The sequence below is a fragment of the Leptospira bourretii genome (assembly GCF_004770145.1).
Taxonomy (GTDB): domain Bacteria; phylum Spirochaetota; class Leptospiria; order Leptospirales; family Leptospiraceae; genus Leptospira_A; species Leptospira_A bourretii.
Window position 1 is genome coordinate 165,770 of the sequence record NZ_RQFW01000016.1, and the last position, 19,692, is coordinate 185,461.

The 19,692-nt window shown below is 36.7% G+C and carries 17 protein-coding genes; 9 read left to right on the forward strand and 8 right to left on the reverse strand.

Going from position 1 to position 19,692, the window contains the following annotated elements; genetic code table 11:
* Positions 1–27: 27 nt before the first annotated feature.
* Both EHQ47_RS11075 and EHQ47_RS11080 read right to left on the reverse strand, forming a co-directional pair.
* On the reverse strand, positions 28–2,487 hold the full coding sequence (locus tag EHQ47_RS11075) for an ABC transporter permease (protein WP_135749002.1): 2,460 nt from the start codon (positions 2,485–2,487) through the stop codon (positions 28–30).
* Entirely contained in the window at positions 2,484–3,188 is a 705-nt protein-coding gene (locus EHQ47_RS11080) for an ABC transporter ATP-binding protein (protein ID WP_135777193.1), read from the reverse strand. The genes EHQ47_RS11075 and EHQ47_RS11080 overlap by 4 nt, the downstream gene beginning before the upstream one ends.
* A gap of 58 nt (positions 3,189–3,246) precedes the next feature.
* On the opposite strand from EHQ47_RS11080, the gene EHQ47_RS11085 reads away from it, so the two are divergent.
* From EHQ47_RS11085 to EHQ47_RS11120, 8 genes are read left to right on the forward strand one after another with little or no spacing between them, the layout of a single operon-like run.
* On the forward strand, positions 3,247–3,531 hold the full coding sequence (locus EHQ47_RS11085) for a hypothetical protein (protein WP_135777194.1): 285 nt from the start codon (positions 3,247–3,249) through the stop codon (positions 3,529–3,531).
* Positions 3,532–3,569: 38 nt separating this feature from the next.
* The gene (locus EHQ47_RS11090) at positions 3,570–5,315 is read left to right on the forward strand and encodes a proton-conducting transporter transmembrane domain-containing protein (RefSeq protein ID WP_135777195.1); all 1,746 of its coding nucleotides are present in this window, start codon (positions 3,570–3,572) and stop codon (positions 5,313–5,315) included.
* Positions 5,316–6,194, forward strand: a complete 879-nt coding sequence (locus EHQ47_RS11095; protein ID WP_135777196.1) for an NADH-quinone oxidoreductase subunit H — start codon at positions 5,316–5,318, stop codon at positions 6,192–6,194.
* A gap of 8 nt (positions 6,195–6,202) precedes the next feature.
* Positions 6,203–6,814 carry a formate hydrogenase gene (locus EHQ47_RS11100; RefSeq protein ID WP_135694911.1) on the forward strand — a complete coding sequence of 204 codons (612 nt, stop codon included), beginning with the start codon at positions 6,203–6,205 and terminating at the stop codon, positions 6,812–6,814.
* The gene (locus EHQ47_RS11105) at positions 6,811–8,028 is read left to right on the forward strand and encodes a proton-conducting transporter transmembrane domain-containing protein (protein WP_135748997.1); all 1,218 of its coding nucleotides are present in this window, start codon (positions 6,811–6,813) and stop codon (positions 8,026–8,028) included. Before EHQ47_RS11100 ends, EHQ47_RS11105 begins: the two co-directional genes overlap by 4 nt.
* The gene (locus tag EHQ47_RS11110) at positions 8,016–9,446 is read left to right on the forward strand and encodes a hydrogenase large subunit (RefSeq protein ID WP_135777197.1); all 1,431 of its coding nucleotides are present in this window, start codon (positions 8,016–8,018) and stop codon (positions 9,444–9,446) included. The genes EHQ47_RS11105 and EHQ47_RS11110 overlap by 13 nt, the downstream gene beginning before the upstream one ends.
* Positions 9,443–10,261, forward strand: a complete 819-nt coding sequence (locus tag EHQ47_RS11115; protein ID WP_135777198.1) for an NADH-quinone oxidoreductase subunit B family protein — start codon at positions 9,443–9,445, stop codon at positions 10,259–10,261. Before EHQ47_RS11110 ends, EHQ47_RS11115 begins: the two co-directional genes overlap by 4 nt.
* A 5-nt stretch (positions 10,262–10,266) precedes the next feature.
* Positions 10,267–11,499 (forward strand): adenylate/guanylate cyclase domain-containing protein, encoded by a 1,233-nt coding sequence (locus tag EHQ47_RS11120; protein ID WP_135748994.1) that lies wholly within the window; start codon positions 10,267–10,269, stop codon positions 11,497–11,499.
* Positions 11,500–11,531: 32 nt separating this feature from the next.
* On the opposite strand, the gene EHQ47_RS11125 is transcribed toward EHQ47_RS11120, so the two are convergent.
* The 3 genes from EHQ47_RS11125 to EHQ47_RS11135 all read right to left on the reverse strand — a co-directional run bounded on the left by EHQ47_RS11125 (position 11,532) and on the right by EHQ47_RS11135 (position 14,934).
* Positions 11,532–12,374: an HDOD domain-containing protein gene (locus EHQ47_RS11125; RefSeq protein ID WP_135748993.1), complete on the reverse strand. Its 843-nt coding sequence runs from the start codon at positions 12,372–12,374 to the stop codon at positions 11,532–11,534.
* A 62-nt stretch (positions 12,375–12,436) separates the two neighbouring features.
* Positions 12,437–13,558 (reverse strand): SpoIID/LytB domain-containing protein, encoded by a 1,122-nt coding sequence (locus tag EHQ47_RS11130; RefSeq protein ID WP_208727433.1) that lies wholly within the window; start codon positions 13,556–13,558, stop codon positions 12,437–12,439.
* 56 nt (positions 13,559–13,614) lie between these two features.
* On the reverse strand, positions 13,615–14,934 hold the full coding sequence (locus tag EHQ47_RS11135) for a class I SAM-dependent RNA methyltransferase (protein WP_135777241.1): 1,320 nt from the start codon (positions 14,932–14,934) through the stop codon (positions 13,615–13,617).
* A gap of 46 nt (positions 14,935–14,980) precedes the next feature.
* Here EHQ47_RS11135 and EHQ47_RS11140 point away from each other — a divergent pair, with 46 nt between their 5' ends.
* Positions 14,981–17,035 (forward strand): adenylate/guanylate cyclase domain-containing protein, encoded by a 2,055-nt coding sequence (locus tag EHQ47_RS11140; RefSeq protein WP_135777199.1) that lies wholly within the window; start codon positions 14,981–14,983, stop codon positions 17,033–17,035.
* Positions 17,036–17,043: 8 nt separating this feature from the next.
* On the opposite strand, the gene EHQ47_RS11145 is transcribed toward EHQ47_RS11140, so the two are convergent.
* Genes EHQ47_RS11145 through EHQ47_RS11155 form a run of 3 tightly spaced genes read right to left on the reverse strand, consistent with a single transcriptional unit; the run spans position 17,044 to position 19,528 of the window.
* Positions 17,044–17,760, reverse strand: coding sequence for a DNA alkylation repair protein (locus EHQ47_RS11145; protein WP_135748990.1), 717 nt, complete (start codon positions 17,758–17,760; stop codon positions 17,044–17,046).
* Entirely contained in the window at positions 17,757–18,041 is a 285-nt protein-coding gene (locus EHQ47_RS11150; protein ID WP_135694920.1) for an ATP-dependent Clp protease adaptor ClpS, read from the reverse strand. The genes EHQ47_RS11145 and EHQ47_RS11150 overlap by 4 nt, the downstream gene beginning before the upstream one ends.
* Positions 18,038–19,528, reverse strand: a complete 1,491-nt coding sequence (locus EHQ47_RS11155) for a deoxyribodipyrimidine photolyase (protein ID WP_208727428.1) — start codon at positions 19,526–19,528, stop codon at positions 18,038–18,040. Before EHQ47_RS11155 ends, EHQ47_RS11150 begins: the two co-directional genes overlap by 4 nt.
* Between the last annotated feature and the right edge of the window lie 164 nt (positions 19,529–19,692).

Consider the following 19,692-nt stretch of genomic DNA (forward strand, 5'->3'; position numbering starts at 1 on the left):
TACAGATAGCACCTTTTCGGTAAAGAATTATTCATATTTCAATTCTTTTGAAATATTCATCTGTTTTAGAAAATAGAAGGGTATCAAGCAAATTATAAATGTAATTACGGGTATTAATATCGGGAGTTTTACTACAAATGAGAATGGGTATTGAAAATCGAGAACCCACCCAAAGGCATTTCGATTGATTCCAAAAATGACGATTGGCGATAAAACGATACTATTAAGAATCCCAGATAAAATTCCAAAAGAAACAAGAAATAATGCCTGGTAGTAGATCATTTGAAACATTTGAAATGAACTCATTCCTATTGATTTTAATCCAGCTAACATTTGTGATTTTTCCCTGATAAAATAAACGAGTGAAGTTGTCAGTGCCAAAATCGAAATTATTAGCGCAGATACCTTTAAAGTATCTAGTATTGAGAACACTTTGTTCATTCCTTCGAGATAAAGTTTTTTTAATTCCGCTTGGTTTATATACTTTAAATCGTATTTTTTTGTTATTTTTCTTAGTTGTCTGATTGTATCTTCTTCTGATCTACTTTTGTTCCGTGTGATTCTGATAGAGTTTAGAAATCTAACTTTAAAATTTTTCTGAAAGAAAGAGTAGTCCATCATGATGGTACCCCGTTCTGAAAAAAAATGTTCTTTAGTATCCTGAATTCTTATCTGTAATTGAGGTGTTTTTTCTGTATTGATGGTGATCAAATCGCCTTTGCAGATATGATCCAAAAAACATAAGTTGTTTGAGGCAATAATTTCGTCTTTGTTGTATTGGTTTGAAAAGTCGAACACGTGTAAGGTATAATATTTTCCGTTCACAATAAATTTGGAATCAATGTAAAAAGGTTCAACTGCTGAAAAGGTTGGATCATTGGCCATTGTTTCTAAAAGAAAAACAGGAACACCTGGTTCTCCTGAGTTCAATTTTTTTTCGTTGATCAGTGAAAAGTCTGATTTGTTTTCTTCATTGACCCAACGAACAACGGATTGTTCATAACTTTCTGTGAGGCTCGTGAGGGTTAGGACAAGAGAGCTCGATAACATGATGGTTGATGCGGTGAGTCCATGTTTCCAAGGTTCGGATTGAATTTCTTTTAGTCCAATTTTAAAGCTAGGGTGAAATCGGATCTTTGATAAAAGTTTGTCTATCTTATGAATCGCAAAAGGTAAACATAAAAAATTTAATAATACAAAGGCGAATATAATGAATCCTATACCGATCATTCCTGGAAAGATTTGTTTTGCGATTTGAAAAAATCCTAAGTAAATTCCAAGAGACAAGGAGGCGAGGGAAATTAGAGAGTTCGAAAATTTTGATAGTCCAAAGAGGTTAGTGGGATTTGTAGAATCCTTTTCCCTAATCAAATCAATGGGCAAAATTTGAAAGGTTTTGTATGAATTATAAATTGATGCGATGATGGAGCCAACGACGGAAATAGTCAGACCTGATAAGATGACAGAGACTGGAATGTTTTGGTAAGAACTGATTTGGTTGGCATCAGTGATTGTGTTTACCGTTGTTAAGAAGTTTGTGTTGGCAACCAAAATTCCTAATATAACTCCAGCGATCCCGCCTAAAGTTCCAATGACTATGGCTTGTGTAAGGAATAATAAAAAGTTATTTTGTTTACTGGATCCAATGGATAAAAATATTCCAAATTCCTTTTTTCTAGATAAAAAAAGGCCCGTAAACATATTCGAAACCATAAAAAAAGATATCAGGACAGAGACCAGTGAAACAATTGTTAGGTTTATTTTTAAAGAACTTAATACAACGCCAGCTCGTTCTATAATTTGGTTTTTTGATTCAAAAGTCCATTCATCCGATTTTATGATCGGTATCTCTGGTAATTGTGTTTGGTTTACTTCATTGATTAGCCAAATGGATGTAAGTAGTTTCTGTTTGTCACAGATGGATTGTAGTCTAGTGATATCCATGACGAGAAAAATTCCTTCCATTGGTAAAATATCAAAGTTGTCTTTTTGCAGTTGGATATCTGTTTCACAAATAGACAAAGTGATTTTATCCGTATGTATTTTCAATTGCTCGGCAAGAGCTTGGCTGAGTAAATATTTTGGAATTTTTTCTATTGGTTCTTTTGTGGTATTAGTTATCTTTGTTTGTAGGATGTCTCTTCCAATGACAGGGATACTTTGGATTTGATTGTTTGTAGATGAATACGTGGCTTTGGTTTGTAATTCGGGTTCAACCCGAATGTTTTCCGGAACATTAGATTCTACTATTTTCAAAAATCGATCATCTGCCCCTTTGTATTGGTTATTGGCTACATACCTTCCCATAAAATTTTCTGAAGAATAACCTATCATCTGGTCTAATACACTTTTTTCAGCTCTCCAAGCGTTGATTTGGGTGCTTACAAATAAGGCAATTCCAAGGCTAATACCAGAGATTGAGAGTATCATTTTTGGAAAGTGGTCTTTAAAATACCCAAGTATAAATGAATAATAAATCATTTTCATTTTGATTTGATTTTACCATCTAACATCCGTAAGTTAATGTCTCCCGATTGACCAATTTGTTCATTATGTGTAACAAGAAATACGGATATACCTAGGTCTTTTACACATCGACTGAATAATTGCATAATCATTTCCGAAGAATGGGAGTCCAAGTTACCAGTTGGTTCATCGGCAAGGACTAATTTTGGTTGGTGCACAATGGCTCTTGCAATTGATACTCTTTGTTTTTCTCCCCCAGACATTTCTTTAGGGGTGAATTCTTTTCTATGATCCAATCCGACCAGGGAGAGGACCTCTTTTGCCTTGGATTCAGCAATCTTTTTCGTTGTGCCGGAAAGATAGAGGGGCAAAGAAACATTTTCTATGGCTGACAGATAAGGGAATAAGTGAAAAAATTGGAAGACGATTCCTATTGTTTTTCGTCTGAAAATGGTAAGGTCTTTTTCTGTCGCTCCATTGAGTTGGTTTCCAAATACATTGATTTGTCCAGAATCTGCAGATTCAATGGCTGAGAGTAGGTTTAGTAGCGTTGATTTCCCACTCCCTGAAGGACCCATTAGCGTAACGAGTTTTTTCTCAGCGATTTCGAATGAAATATCATTCAAAACAGGGAAGGTTGTTTCTCCTTGTCGGAAACTTTTGTTTACATTTTTGATTTGGATGGCCGTTTTGATGACAGACTCTTTTTTTTCATTGCTCACGAAAAATAACTTCCCATATATAAGACAGTCAAGAATATCAAGATTAAGGTAAAACTGATTGTTAGCACGTATATTTTTCATACTAATTGTTTCAGTTTTAGTATTCGGTAAGTCGCAGGCTTGGACTTCTATTGCGGAGTTTACCGAGTCTGGAGAAATTTTCGTTTCTGAAAATAATTCCGAAGAACCACCTAGCGAAGAAGAGGGTTTTATTTATATTCCCACACTTCCCGTTTCCATTTCCATCATACAATTTTACTCTTTCTCAATCGCTGCTTTACTTGCACCTAATATCGTTTCTATTAAGTTCCCGGATCGTCGGGGATCTCCCAAATTCACATAACAAACTTATTTCTTTAAAATTTAATTTTTGAGGTAGTTATGTTAGAAGATGAAAGAATTTCAATCTTCAGATCGATCTTGGTAGGTATATCTGCGCTTTCGCCGCTTGCTATATTCTTATTTTCTAATTACGATGTATTGTCGGTTGACTTTCCCATTTTGGTTGGGCTTGTCATCCAAGCCTATATCGGTTTTTCTTCTTTTATGTTGGTTCAGTCTTATGAACCGAAGGAAAAAAACAAAGTCACCATAGGGTATGTTATTTTCTGGTCTGCCCTTGGAGTTTGTTATTTATCAGGGAAGTCGCTCATTCTTCCCATTGCCTTGGAAGTAACATCTTTTTCCACAATTCTGATCTATTCAGGAACTGAGTTTGGAAAAAAACAGATCGAAAGTTTGGGATCTTTACTACTGGCTTCCGGTATTGCCGCTTTGTTTCTTTCCGCCTGGGTTATGTTACCCGATGGAGATAATGTCGGAATTATCTTACTTTTAATAGGGCTTTTGATCAAATCAGGTTTTTCTGGATTCCATTTGTGGATACCTAAGGTAAATGAAGGTGGTCCATCTCATGCGCTGGGTTCCTTTGCAGGGGTTCTTGAAGTCTTCCCTTTGTTATTGTTCTACCGGTATGTGCTTCCAAATCAATTAGATCCAATCATTTATCAAATTTTGTTTCCGCTTGCTGCATTAGGAATTTTTTTTGGCGGTATTACTAGTTTCTTTCATAAAGATCCAAAAATATCATTAGCATATAGTTCTGTGGAATCGATTAACTTCCTATGGTTATGTTTGATCATTGCTGGGATGTTTCAATTTTCGGTTGATTCAGAATTGATGAATTTGAGTAACTCGTTTCGAATTTTGTTTTTTCTTGGATTGTTCCATCATTCATTTTCCAAAACATTTCAATTGTTTTCAATCGGAATGGTTGCAAGGCTTAAAAATTCCAGTTCAAGCGACGAGTTAAAAGGAATTGGAAGATTGCTGGGAATCTCTCCATTGTTAGTTGGAGCAGGAACTTTTAGTTATGCAGTTCTTCCTGGAACATTGGGGTTTGTTTCTGAAGCAACTTACTTTTATCTAAATGCTCGGATTTTGGACATGCCGATCGGACGTTCTATTTTTCTTTTGCCTTCGATGATATTTATTTTCTTTGGAATTGTCCTGGGAGGATTTACACATATCAAATTGTTTTTGAGTTTGTTTTTGTCGATCCCAGGTAAAGACATCAATATCCAACCATTTGGACCACAAAAAAGAAGATGGGTGAAGATTTCTTTATTTAGTTTGTCTTTGGTCATTTTGGGATTTCCATTGGCGATGCCATACTTTGTGAAACTTCCAATGCTTAGCCCATTCGTTGATCCGCAGTTAGCGGAGTGGTTTTGGACTTTATCGATTGTTTCTTATGTAACCATTGGGGCTGTGTTTGTTTTCCGTTTGTATGATCGTTATCAGTTAAAAAAATATGGGGAACAAAAAACAAAAAATTGGGATTGTGGAGGAGGTTATAGTGGTCATGAACTCTCCATACCAACATCTGTTTTTTCTGAACCTTTGAGAAATTCCCTGGGAAGGTATTTTTTAAATAAAGAAGGTGAATCAAAAGTGGATTCTTTTCTGATCAAAGGGATTTCTTCCGTGTTTCGTTTTGGAACACGATTTGTATCGGCTACGAATCATCCAAAAGAAGAAGATGTGAGTAAGTATCTCGCGATCTCTTCTATGTTTTTGATTTTCATCTTCTCACTTTTGATTTTGGGCGATTTTGGAGGTCTCTAGATGAATTCAGTTTTATACTATATTTATCTTTTTGTTTTGTTTCTTGTTCTACCATTTTTGCTAACGGGTATTATCCGAAAGGTGAGGGCTTTTGCGCAAGGAAGGCGTGGCCCTCGGCTTTTACAGTTTTTTTGGGAAGTGGATAAGTCTTTAAGAAAGAATCCTATTTCACATACAAATATATCAGATTTTACTCATTTGGCTCCGAGAGTTGCTTTGTTTTCTTCGGTGATGATTTGGAGTGTTGTTTTGTTTGAATGGGCCCCGTTCATTTTGATCCCATTTTTTCTGGCTTTGTATCGATTCTCTTACGTGAGTTTTGCGATGGAAGGAGCTTCGTCCTTTGGAGGTATGGCATCAGGAAGAGAAATTCTTCTATCTGTGATGGCAGAACCTACTTTTATTTTGATGATACTTGCAGCCCAATCTCATATTGAAATTTCCGTAAGTCCGCAAGGTGCATTGATTGGACTGCTCTTTTTGTCTTTGTCTTTTATTGCCATTCTCGCAGAGCTCGCAAAGCCACCGTTCGACGATCCAAGAACACATTTGGAATTAACGATGGTTCATGAAGCAATGATTTTGGAAGCATCGGGAAAACAGTTGGGAGTCTTTGAATTGGCAAGTTCAATCAAACTTTCTACATTGTTAGTGTTTCTTGTGAAATTGGCACTGGAACATTCGAAGTTGTTTAAAAACGAAGTTTTGGATAGTTTTGCACGTGAACTTATGATTGCTCCAATGGTCATTTTACTTGCTATCATTCTAGGCTTTTGGGAATCAAATAGCGTTCGTAGGAAATGGACTTGGATTCCTGAGTTTATGGGACTTACGTTCATTGCAATTTTAATATTGGGCACTTTGGTTAAGTTGTCTTAAGGATTATTATGATATACGATTTTATATATTTATTATTGTTACTCACCGGAGTTGTTGTTCTAGTTGAGAACAGGCTTAGTAGAATTATTTTTTTCTTAAGCATACAAGGGTTTCTTTTGATTTTCCCTGTTTTACAAACCCACGAAGGTGATTGGACACATGCAATTTCATTAATAGTTATGGTTGTTTTGTTCAAAGGAATCCTTACTCCATGGGTTTTGAATTGGACAGCCAATAAATCAAAAATGAACGAAAGTACGGCCCCGCGCTTTGGATATTTAGCAACTTTATTGTTTATGGTACTTGGTTTGGTTCTTGCTGTGAAGATTACGGAAGGAGTTTCCGTTCTCACGATCCCTGTTCATAAAATCGGACTCATTTACGTAATTTTACTCGTATATGTTGGAATACTTTGTTTCGTTGTTAGGCGGAACTGGCTTGCTCTTATAGCTGGATTTTGTGTTTTTGAAAATGGAATTTTTGTTTTAACTATGGTTCTGGATAAGGGATTACCAGTAGGACTAGAATTTGGTTCCTTTTTAGATGCAATTCTTGTCATTGTCTCTGGAGGAATTTTGCAACTTTCTCCTCATATGCATACAAAGGAGAGAAAAATATGATGAAAGAATTGTTTTATTTCTCTGGCGTTCTGGCCTTTGTAATCATTTTTCTTGTTTCTGTTTTTGCGCCAACAAAAGGACAAACCAGAATTTGGTTGTGGAGTCTTTTGAAAATATGTTTTTTCGGTTCCTTATTTTATTCTTGGTTTACCGATAACATTGTACTCAAGTGGATTTTAATTGAAGCGTCAACTTTGTTCGGGGCTTTGTTAATTTCATCAAGTGGAACGGAACGGTCTTTTCATGTGGGTTGGAAATTTTTATTAATCAATTCTTATGCACTTGGATTGGCATTTTTAGGGATTGTTATCTTGCTTTTTGCTTCCACTCCTTTGGAGAATTTAGATTTTTTAAGTTTGAAACAGGGGTTAGTTGGACAAAGTGGGTTGCTCATTGAAACTGGAATCTTACTCACTGTTTATGGTTACAGTGGAAAGTTAGGACTTGTTCCAAATCATTTTTGGGTTGGAGATACTTATGCTGAGAGTCCAAGTCAAATTTCTTCATTGATTGCATCGTTTGTTCCGGTAAGTGTAGTTCTTGCTGTTCGACCTCTTATTCAATTGGAGCGTGAGATCAATCCGCATATGATCAATGCGGCCAATGGCTTTCTTTTTATTGGGATTTTAACAATTCTTTACTCTACGTTAATATTATTTTCTCGCGAGGACATTCGTAGAATTTCAGCAAAGGTTGCCTTGTTTCATACGGGTATGTTGACTTTGTTTTTATGGTTAGATGTATCTGATGATGTTTTCTATTTTCTGTTAACAACTACAGTGTTAGTGAAACTTCTGGTTTTTCTCTCTATGGGGATTTTACGAATGGATGCTGGGAAAAGAAATATTTCGCAGATATTGGAAAAATCTTCTTTGAGTCATAAAGCTTTATATATGTATTTACTAGCTTTACTCGTTGCTTTTGTTTTTCCACTATCACCCGTTTTTGTTTTGGATTTAAAAGTCATTGAAATAGCCATCAAACAAAAGATGTTTTTTTTGTTTTTGTTTCCTATTATGGGGGCTGTCTTTTTCTTTATTGCACTCAACAAAGTACTACCTTTGGTTCGATTGCCTAACCGGAATTTTGAATCAAGTGTATATGGAATACTCCAAACTAGATTAGTATTCTTTTGGTTTAGTTTTTTATTCACCGTAGTGATTGGAACATACGGTTTAACATACTTGATGGCAGAGCATATATGGAAAAGATAACAGGCCTTACTAATTTTAATGGTGTTTACCACCAATTTATCATTCGCGACCAAAAGTTGATTCGAGAAGAAGTAGGATCTAAAAAAAGTAATATCGATTTTTTACTAGATCCTCAGTATCCAGTTTGGCTTGTTCGACATACATTCGGCCAAGATATGGGTGCAGAAGATTATTCTGAGTTAAAAGAAGAAGACTATTTATCAGAGAATAGAGGTAAAAATCTTTCTTTACACCAAAAAACAGGTATCGTTAGAGATTTATCTTACCACGGACTCTCTGTTCCTTTTCATGAAGGAACATATTCTCATGCAGTGGGACCCATTCACGCAGGAATCATCGAACCTGGTCATTTTAGGTTTGTTGTGGAAGGTGAAGTCATTCGCCACTTAACCATCCGATTGGGTTTTCAACACCGTGCCATTCGTGAGAAAATTAACGGAAAATCTATGGCAGAGGTGATGCCCTTTTCCGAAACTATTTCTGGTGATACTAGCGTTGGTTATGCGAAAGCATTTGCGCAAATTTATGAAGAGATGTATGGAATCTCCGTTTCCAAAAGTGTATCTTTGTTTAGATCTTTTCTGATTGAACTGGAACGTATTGCAGTTCATATCGGAGACTTGGGTGGAATCTCTGAAGATATTGGATATTATCCTTTGTATGGAGTATGTGTGACGGATCGTGGGGCTGCTCTTGGTCTTATGGAAACTTGGACTGGAAATCGATTTGGAAAAGCGGCCATTCGGCCAGGTAAGGTTCGTGTCAATCGACGTATTACCGCAAAACAAGCAAAAGATGCTTTTTTTAATTTAAAGAAGGTATATTTTAAAAAAGTTCGTCCACAAATTTTGAGAGCTTTGTCTGTTTCTACGTTGAAAGAACGGATGCAGGGTTGTGGTTTTATTTCTGAATTGGATGTGCAAAAACATGGTTTTTTGGGAATGGTGGCGCGAATGGCGGGAGTAGGTGACGATTTAAGAATCAATGATCCTGATTATCCTGGTTGGACAGCCTTACCTTTACAGGAGGAACACCACCATTATAATGGAGATGTTTGGGCTCGAATGTACATTCGTTATTCGGAGATCGAACAATCGTTAGGTTGGATGGAGTCGCATTTGGATGAAATTGATTGGGAATCTTTATGGTCTGACAATGATTTTGCGAATTTAAACTCAATTGAAAAAAATGGGAAAGCCAAGGCAGGAATTTATACTGCCGCTGTTGAAGCCTGGCGTGGACCACTTCTTGTTTCTTTGGATATGGATTCTGAAGGTTTGATCAAAAACTCTTATATCCGGGATCCTTCCGTTCTCAATTGGCATGCCTTGGAGTTGGCAGTTCGAGGAGAACAGGTCGGTGATTTCCCATTAAACAACAAATCATTTAATCTTAGTTATGTTGGGTTTGATTTATGAATTTTCTATATGAACTAAAAAGTTTTATTTTCCCAAAGAATGTATTAAATTTTAATACAGCTTCTCCTGTCCATCCTGCAAGCAGAGGAATTCCTGTTCCTACTAAAAAGATGCAAGAGGGTTCTGGAAATTTATCTGAATCGGCAAAAGTGTGTCCGACAAAAGCAATCCGCATAGTATCAGATTCGGAAGTCCAATTTGACTATGGTAAATGTTTGCAATGTGGACTTTGTACAGAACGTTCGGAAGGAAAACTACGCGATTCAGGTTTTATTTATACGTTTGCCTTAAATCGTGAGGAATTGAAAGTCACTTACCTTTCCGGCCGAATGAAAAAAGTAAGTGACTTACCTTTTCCACTGACTGCAAATCAAAAACAATTTCAGAACTTAACCAAGAAACGAGGTTTCCTCTATCGTGAAGTGGCAGCAGCTGGAAACAATACGGTTGAGTCAGAGCTAAATGCTTCTTTCAATTCAGTTTTTGATTCGGAAAGAGAAGGGGTTCGTTGTGTGGCAAGTCCCAAACATGCCGATGCCATTGTGTTTTCTGGCCCAGTTGGTCAGAAAATGGCAGCACCTTTGGAAACTGCTTGGGAGGTAATGGCAGAACCTAAAGCACTCATCGCTTGCGGAACAGAAGCAGTGAGCGGTGGTTTGTACCCAATGGGTAAGTTACCGAAAGAACCGGATCTCTATATTTCAGGAGATCCCCCTAGACCAGACGTCATTTTGCAAGGTTTTCGTCTTTTAATGGGAAGATTTTCCTTCCAGTTTCAAGAGGCGCTTCACAAAATTTTAGAGAATGAAAAATAAGGTGCGTGGATTTAGAAAAAGAAGAAATCGTTCGTGTCCTGGTCCTAGAACCTCAAAAGAAATCGTATGATACCATCTCCCAACTGCTCAGTGAGTGGTTTGGAGATTACATCGAGTTAACTTGGCGATCCGTTTTCGAAAATGGGGCTCAGGAAATCAAAAAAGCTCAGTATGATCTATTAATTACTGAAATCCAATTCCCTGAATTAGAAGATTCACCCGAATCAATATTAGAAATGATTATGGATTTAGCCGGTCCATCTGAACTTCCCGTTGTTGTGTTTACCAAAGCAGAGGGAAAACAACTCCCAATCCAAGCCTTTCAATTAGGAATTAATGAATACTTCGGCAAACGACGGTTAAAGAAGAATATTTTAGAACATAGATTCCGCAATTTGTTTAGAGAAATATATCGCAAAAAAGTTGTCTCGATTCAAATGGATGATAGTTTAAAAAGATTTCAAAATCTTTATGGGATGAACCAAACAGAGATTCAAGATTTGAATACGATGGTCAAAAAATTTAAGAAGGAACTGGAAAAAGAATACGAAGAGAAATTAAATTTAGAAACCGAAAAAAAGAAAATGCAAAATGTTTTCGGTATGTATGTAGATCCCGTTATTGTTGAAAGTTTGATGAACAATACACTCTCTCTTGATCAAAAAGGAAAAGAACAGGAAGTTTCTGTATTGTTTTCGGATATTCGTGGTTATACGACACTTTCGGAAAAAATGAAACCTGAGCAGGTCATTTCTTTTTTAAATGAATACTTTACTGCTATGACAGAAGTGATCCTTGGTTACGGCGGAATGATCGATAAATATATTGGAGATTCTATCATGTGTTTGTTTGGTGCTCCAGTGTTTCAAGAAGACCATAGACAAAATGCTTTAGATTGTGCTGTGGAAATGGTGCAAGTGTTTGAACTATGGCAGCCCAAATGGGAACAAATTTATGGTTTTGTTCCACAGATTGGAATCGGCCTTGCATCAGGTAAGGCAATTGTTGGAAACGTTGGTTCTTTTCAAAAACTCTCGTATACTGCGGTTGGAGATACAGTCAACATGGCAAGTCGATTGGAATCAATTGCGAAACCAATGGAAGTTTATGTTTCTGAGGGGTTGTATAATTTTTTACCAGAGGAATATGCCAATAAATATAAATACGAAGAATTAGAGCCTGTAAAAATTAAAGGAAAGGAAGGTTTACACCGAATCCTCAGTGTAAAACCTATTTAACTTAATACAAAGATTAGAAAACTTTATCGAATCTAAAGAGTACTACAGAACTGGTATAATTCGTTTGATTTTAGTTTTTGATCTTTTGTAGTTAAAAATTCTTTTTTATCTTCAATCTCTAAACCAAGAGTTAATTTGTAATCTTCGAATTTTTCTTCCATACCAGGTTCTTGTTTTCCGTGTCCTGTGGCTTTTGCAATCACACCTGCAAATCCAATGATTTGACCAAGAACTGTTTGTTCTGCAACTGGTTTAGATAAATCTTCTATTGATGAAATAATAATATTTGGCATTTTCCATACTTTGGCTGCAGCACTTCCTATTTCATAAGAATCTACACCAAAAGTTTTTTTCTCTAAGGAAATTAAACTTACATCTGAAGTTTGGAATTCAGTGAGAACTTCCACATATTTTTTTCGGTCAATGGCATTGAGTACGATTCGTCCGAGATCTTGCATAAGACCACATGTGATGGCAAGTTCCGCTTCTTTTTTTAATTTTTTTTCTTCACAAAGAATTTGTGCGAAGATTCCTTTTGCAACGGAATGATCCCAAACTTCGTCTCGGAATTTTTTATAATTTCCTTGGCTAAAAAGCGAGTCGGTCATTGACATCGCCACCATACTGCGTACTGTTTTGAATCCCAAACGAGTGATGACCTGTTTCATATTCGCAACGGGGTTGCCTCTGGAGAAAAAAGGTGAGTTCGCCAGTTTCAAAAGTCTTGCTACAAGCACTTGGTCAGACTGGACTTTTTTCTCCAACTCCCCAAAGGAAAGTTCATTGTCATCATCTAGGGAAAGTACGGAAAGTAAGACTGGCGGTACAATCGTCAGGTCTTTGATTTGGGAAAGATATTCTTCAACAGTTGCCATTCGGTTAGGGACCTAAAGTCAGATTCTAGAATCATTGGACTAAGGAAACTAAAAACTCCCAACTATCTAGCAACTATTCTTGCGAATTCGATTCCTTTGAAATAATGTTGTAGGATTTCCCTGTGGTTGAATTGACTTTTTGCCATAGCAAAACTTCCCCATTGGGACATTCCCACGCCATGACCGGAACCAAGGCCTTTTACGAAATAATCTCCAGAGTCCTCCTTGCGGATCCCAAATCGTGTGGACTTCAATTTAGTGGCACCTAGTTTTTTTCGAAACTCAATTGCTTTGATTTTTTTGGATCCGGAAGTTCCAATAATTTCCATTTCATTCACACGGGAAGAGGGGAAACGGCTTGTCACGAGGATGTCTTGGATTTCTCCAACACCTAAGTCTCGTAAGTTGGTATTGATAAAGTCAGTTTTCCATTTTTCTTCCCAAGAGTATTGTTCTCCATCTTTGTCATATTCAGAAGGAACAGGTTTTAAGTATTCGACAGGACTTCCCCAAACATTGACGGGATCTTCTGTATACCCACCAGCATTCGAATGGAAAAAACTTTGGATGGGTTGTCCTTTGTGAATTAAAATTAATCCTTCTGTTTCAAAAACTGCCTCAGTTGTATTTCTATGTTCTTTATTTTTCCCTTTGTACACTTGTGTATTGGTAGAAGTATCTACATCAAACTCTTGTTTTTTTCGGTTCAACATTTCTCTTACAACATAAGTCCTTGCACAAACCGCTTGTGCTTTCAGGGCTTCTTTGGGCCAAGAGGCACTCACTTCAGAAGGAACAACAGACAAAAGATACAATTCGATCGGCACTAAATTAATAATAAAAACTTTTCCTTCGATTGGTTTGAGTAAAATAGAACCTCTGTAACTGACTCCTTTGTATTCAATCCATTCTGAATTACTTTGGATTGAGATTGGTGCTTTGATCGCAGTCGGATTCAATGATAAAAAGTCATAAGCCTTTTTTATTGTTAGGTCATTGGCATCGCGAACAATGATTTCACCTGAAGATTTGAATACTTCTTCGTCTGTCGCATAACCGAGAAAAACGCGAACTGGTTTGGATTTAAAATTTGGTTCTTCAGGTGACCAATTGGTAACCATTACACTCGCACAACCGATTTGCCCTATAATGGCCAGACAAAGAATGATCATCGATTTTTGAATCTTCATAGTACCCTCCCTTCTAGTTTCGGAAAAATTCTAAAATTGGTGAAGGGAATTTATTTGGGTTTTCTTTGAAAGAAAAGCACTGATTCTGTATGAGGAGTGTGCGGGTAGGGGTCTATGATAATTCCATCCACAAAATCATATTGGGGAAGAAAAATGGACACATCTTCTTTTTGTGAATAAGGATTACAAGAGACATAGAAGACATACTCCGGTCCAAAATCTCGTATCCACTGGTTTACTAATTTTCCGGCACCCGCTCTAGGTGGATCTAAAATCAAAGTTGCGTTATCCCTTTCTTTTAATGGTTCAATTGACATAAACAAATTTGCAATTTGAAAAGAATGAGATTTGTTCGGATATGTTCTTTGGAAGGTTTGGGAAGCAATTTCAATTGAAGACTCGGTGAGTTCATAACCATCTATATGTTCGAATGAGTCACCGTATAACAGAGAAAAGAAGCCATTTCCACAGAATAAATCGATTAAATTTTTTCCAGTTTTTGGTAAACGTTCTTTAATAAACGAAAGGATCGGTAAAAAACCTTTGGGATTGGGTTGGAAAAAAGAATCAAAAGGGATTTCAAATGATTTGCCAAGGACAGATTCAATAAAGGTTGATTTTCCACGTAAAATTTCTGGACGACCAAAGGCTGAAACTTCTGATTTCGGTCGGTTATAACAAAAAAGCAAAGATTCTTGTGTTAGGGAATTCAAACAAAGTTTACGAAAATTTTCCATAGAAGGATGTGATTCATAACCATCAGTAAAGGTAAAAATCAAAATTCCATCATTTGTGTTTTGGGCTTTTCTGATCGTGAGATATTTTAATCCACCTTCTTCTGATCTTCGGTCCCAAATGATTTCTGGCATTTGATTGAGTACAGATTGTACGTCTTTTAGGGCCTGGTTTGCCCAGTTGGATTGGATGGAACAAGATGTAATTGGCACAACTTTTCGAAAGTTTCCACGTTGCCTTTGTCCGATGATGGGACCAGGGAATACAGAAAAATCCATTCTGGATCTGTATTCATAAATTTGTTCAGAAGGAATGGATTGGATTGAAATACCTAAGTCTTTTTGGAATCCATCAATGATGGGTGAAAATTTTAAGTTTAATTGTTCTTTGTAGTCGATATGTTGGCCCGTACATCCTCCGCACTCTCCAAACACATTACATTTCACTAAATTCCAGTCGTGATTTCGGATGGTTTCATTGATCCTCAAAGATCTTTGTCTTGGTCTTCGTTTGACATACTCTACAATTAATTCATCTCCAGGGTAGGTAAAAAACACATTCACCTTTTTTCCGTTAGGTGCAGTGACGATCCCCGAAAAATCGGAATCCAAACTTTCCACAATAACTTTGTCCAATGTTTTATACTTGCCAGTTCCTTTTGATTTTAATATGATTTCCGACATGGTTTTTTCGAAAAGACTCTTTTATTTCCTGCCTAGTATCCTATTTTTTACGGGATTTCTCTCAAACACCACGGCCCAAGTCCTTCTGACCAACCAAATTTTGGACCTTAGGTCAGAGACTTCTTTTGGTCAAACAGTTCACAAGTGGAGTTTTAAACCGGGAGACTCTCCTCTCGTTTCAGGAGAAAAAGAAGATGATTTATATTTAGATGAAGAAAATGGACAGACTAAAGCATTACGTTTTGCTCATGCCCAACCTCTTTTGGAAGAATCTGTGCGAAATGGTTGGATCTCTGGGTTTCAAATCCAAACAGCCTGGGATAAAGTAAGAGACGGAGATGGAGAATTGTATTTCCCTGACTTTGCTCAATTCCAAAGTACTTACCAAGGATATGCTTGGTATCGAACAGAAATTCAGATTTCAGAAGAGGACATTCGGTCAAAATTTAAATCCAGAAATTTAACAGTTCGTTTGGGTCAAATCAGCCAAGCAGATGCAGTGTATTGGAATGGAAAGTTTATCGGAGGAACTGGCCTCCACTTAGATACAGAAGTTGGAACAGCATTAGAAGATAAGTCCCTTTACACCGATAAAATTCGGTTTTACCAGATTCCCATAGACCAACTCAAAACAGATGAACCCAATGTTCTTGCAGTTCGTGTGTATGCAAAATATCCTTTAAGCCCTGGTTTATCACATGATAAGTTTTATATTTCATCTGTAAAATATGCGGAAAGAGCAGAGTATTGGAACGATTTCAAAAAGATATTTGTGATCGTATTGACCATGTTACTTGGAAGTTTTTATTTATACTGGCAGTTTTTGTTCAGAAACGAAGACGACGCTACTATTTATTTTGCGTTAGGTTCTATTTTTATGGCATTGAATACTTTGTTCCAAAGCCAAATTATTTATTCGATTGTGGGCGATGGATTTTGGATCAAAAAAATAGAATATTTTGCTTGGATAGGACTTGTACATTTACTGTTTAACTTTATCGTTCGGTTTGCCCACGTAAGATTCGGTTGGATTGCTGTCACCAATCGCTACATTGATATCGCTGGAGTTCTGTCAATGGTAGTGGCTCTATTTTCTCCGAATTTGTTTTTTCTTTCGGAGTTTTTTATCTATTGGAGTTTTGTGACTATATTACTTGGTGTTTCCTTGTTTTATATCATTTTCCTTGGAAGAAAAGTCCCTTCTATGGGGACAGTTTCACTCGGATTTTTAGCCTTCATCACTCTAATACTCAATGATATCTTTGTTGAAATGCAATGGGAATGGTATCCTAGTCATACGTATTTAAAGGATTATGCTTTTGCAGCTTTTTCTGTGTCGGTTGCTCTTTCGATTGTAAAGAACATGATTGATTCTAGAAGACTAGTTGAAAAACAAAGAGAAGAAAAAGATAGGCTCTCTCGGTATTTTTCGCCTGCGGTCATGGAAACCATCGTTGCCGATAATATCAAGTTAGGTGGCGAGGAGAGAGACATTGCTACTTTGTTTTCTGATATCGTAGGTTTTACCACTTTTGCAGAAAAAAATCCTCCCGGTGTAGTTTTACAAAATTTAAACACAATCTTTGAATCCTTGTCTGATTTGATATTTCATTATTCAGCCACTTTGGATAAGTTCATTGGAGATGCTATTATGGCATTTTGGGGTGCGCCTAAACAAACAGAATTAGATGCATACCATGCAATTGCTTGTGCTGTTGATATGCAAAAAAAAATGGAAGAAATCAATCGTGACTTAGGGCTTCCTCCTGGAACTTTCCGGTTGCGGATTGGGGTCAATTATGGAGAGGCTATTGTAGGGAATATTGGTTCTGTGAAAAGAATGGATTACACTGTTATTGGTGACGCAGTGAATACTGCTGCCAGATTAGAAAGCCATGGGATTCCAGGAAAGGTGGCAGTTTCTGAAGCCGCTTATTTGGCTGCTGGTGGGAGTGAATACATTGAATATGAAGATATCAAAGAACTCTCCCTCAAAGGAAAGTCGGAGCCGGTCAAAGTGTACTTTGTGACAAAAGTAAAACCCAGAACATAAATCAAAAATTACTTAATGGATAACCAGAATTTTCTTTCAGATTCTGGAAATTTTTCGATTGCATAACGTAGCATCGTTCTTGGCATCTTTGCTGCGTTAGATTGTAAAAAACGGTTTAGGATTTTTTTGTCTCTGTTCCCAACCTCACGTAACATCCATCCGGTGGCTTTGTGGATCAGATCATGTTTGTGTGTTAAATAAGATTCACAATATCGTAACGTATCGTTAAAGTCATTTTTTCGAATAAAGTAAAATGTGCTTAAAATTGAAATTCGATTTTTCCATAGATCCTTAGAGGTATGGAGTTTATTTAGGACATCTCTTTGCCTTTGAAATAAGAAGGCACCGAGGATTTTGTCGGCACTTGAATCGACTAGATCCCAATTGTTGATTGAACTTATATGTTTGAGATAAAAATCAAAAATCTCTTTTTGTTTTTTTTCAGTGATATCCTTGGACTCAAATTTCAGAACTAAAATAAATAGAGTTGTTAATCTTACTTCGTGAAATGGGGAAGTGATGAGTGATTTGAGAGCAGGGATATCGATTTCTTTATAATATTTTTTTGCTACCTTTCTTTGGATGGGAACAGTGACTCCTAAAAACTTGTCACCTTCACCATATTCGCCTGGTCCAGTTTTAAAGAACTTAGGAAAAAATTCTGCCTTTTCTTTGTTTCCTTCTTTTTTTAGATCAGATAGAATCTGCTCTTGTATTTGCTTCATACACCTAAAATCACAGTTAAATTGGCACTTGTCATATTCTCTGCAACGGTTTCACATTCTTCCATACTACCTTGAAAACAAACTGCTTTCCCATTGGTATGTGCTTCCATGGCAATTTTTTTTGCTTCCTTTTTTGTTTTGAAACAAAGTTTCATCAAACAATCTTCTACATATGAAAATTCATGGATGGAGTCGTTAAAAAGAATGACAAAGTAAAAGTAAATAGAATCAAAATTGGTTTTTGTTTCTTCAAATGTAGTCGGTAGGTTCTCTTCTGTCATGGAAAAAGTGAGTCGGAGTTCCCGCTCAGTTCACCAATATACTCCAAATAGGATTTCATTTTAAACTTCTTTTTTGTGGAATCGGAAGACATAAACCGAACATTTCCAAATACATTTCGTTCAGGAAACCATGGTCTATCAAATAATCCAAAACACCATAAAATCCCTGTATAAGAATTTGGATTTCTTCCATCGTATGCATATTTGTTATTCAAATGTTCTAAAATTTGAAAAGCTTCTTCGTAGGATTTGGTCCATTCGATTACCTTTTTCCCCCATAACATGCGCATATAGTTATGCATCCTTCCTGTTTTGACAAGTTCTGTTTGGGCTGCATTCCAAAGTTCATCGTGTGTTTTGGCAAATTCAAATTGTTCTAGGGAATAAAGATAGTCTCTCGTATCTGATTTGTGTTTTTTGAAATTAGTTTTAACCCAATCCGGCAGATGATCTAAATTTATATTTTGAGGTTTGGATTTCCAAAAAAATAAATATCCAATATCTCTCCAAGTAATGAGTTCATCTAAGAAATGATTGGCGGAAGTTGATTCAGAATAAAAATGTTCCCGATCTCCCGGTTTTTTGTGACTCATGCGTTCTGGATTCCATTTTCCTTTTGAGGAAGTATCTAAGACAGCATAGAAGATTTCTTCGATTCCAATATGTCCAAAATGTAGGTAAGGAGAAAGGCCACTTGTGGCAGTTAAGTCAGGGGGATTTGGATTGGATCTACCTGTCTCATATTCTGTTATTTTTTTTGAAATAAATGTTTTTAAAATCTTAAGTGCTTCATTACGACCACCTTTCACATCTTTGGCGGGGATTACATTGTCTTTAAAACCAAAGGCATCCAAAAATGGTTTCAATTCTTTTGGTAATCCAAATCCATTCGGTGGTTTTGAATTTTGGTGAAGGCCTTTTAAATCTTCTTTTTTCCAATTTGGTTTTGCCCTTTCTGGAATTCCTTTTAAAAATTCTTTATGAATCCAAATGCGTAGAATCCTTGCAGCACTGGCTTCTTTTTCAAATCGAGAGAATGGAATGAGTGAATTACTATCCACAGCAAAAAGAGCGCAGTTGATTTTTCCGGCCAATTTATTCGTTTGTTCGGGAATGATGAAACAAGGGAAGTCATCAGTAACAATTGCCGCAGCATTTTTGGATAATTCTTTTAAAATACCACGGGCGGGATTTGTTTTAGATTCAACAAAAGGCCAATAATTGATGCCTAACTCGTCTGCTCTTGTTTGGTTATCATACATCCCTTCCATAATGAATTTATGGATCCTCTCGGAAGACCATGGATAGTCGGAACGTAATCCTTCATACACAATCAGTTCTTTGTTTTGTTCCTCTGCGAGACGGACAGCAAAAGAAAACGCATGGTTCGAATCAAACCGGCGGTAGGCCTGCATCCAATAGAGGATGTACTTTCCATGGTTCTGAATGGGGTTGGCATTACAGAGACGGATTCGTTCCTGATTCACCTTTATTAGAGGGGGAAAAAGGTAATTCGGTTACTTTTTTTCCTAAGTGGACTAAAGCCAAAGTCGAGTAGATTTGTATAATAAAAATACGATATGTTTTATATTTAATCACATTGTCTTTTGTTTGGGATTCCTCCCATATCAGATTCTTGCGAATTGTCTTA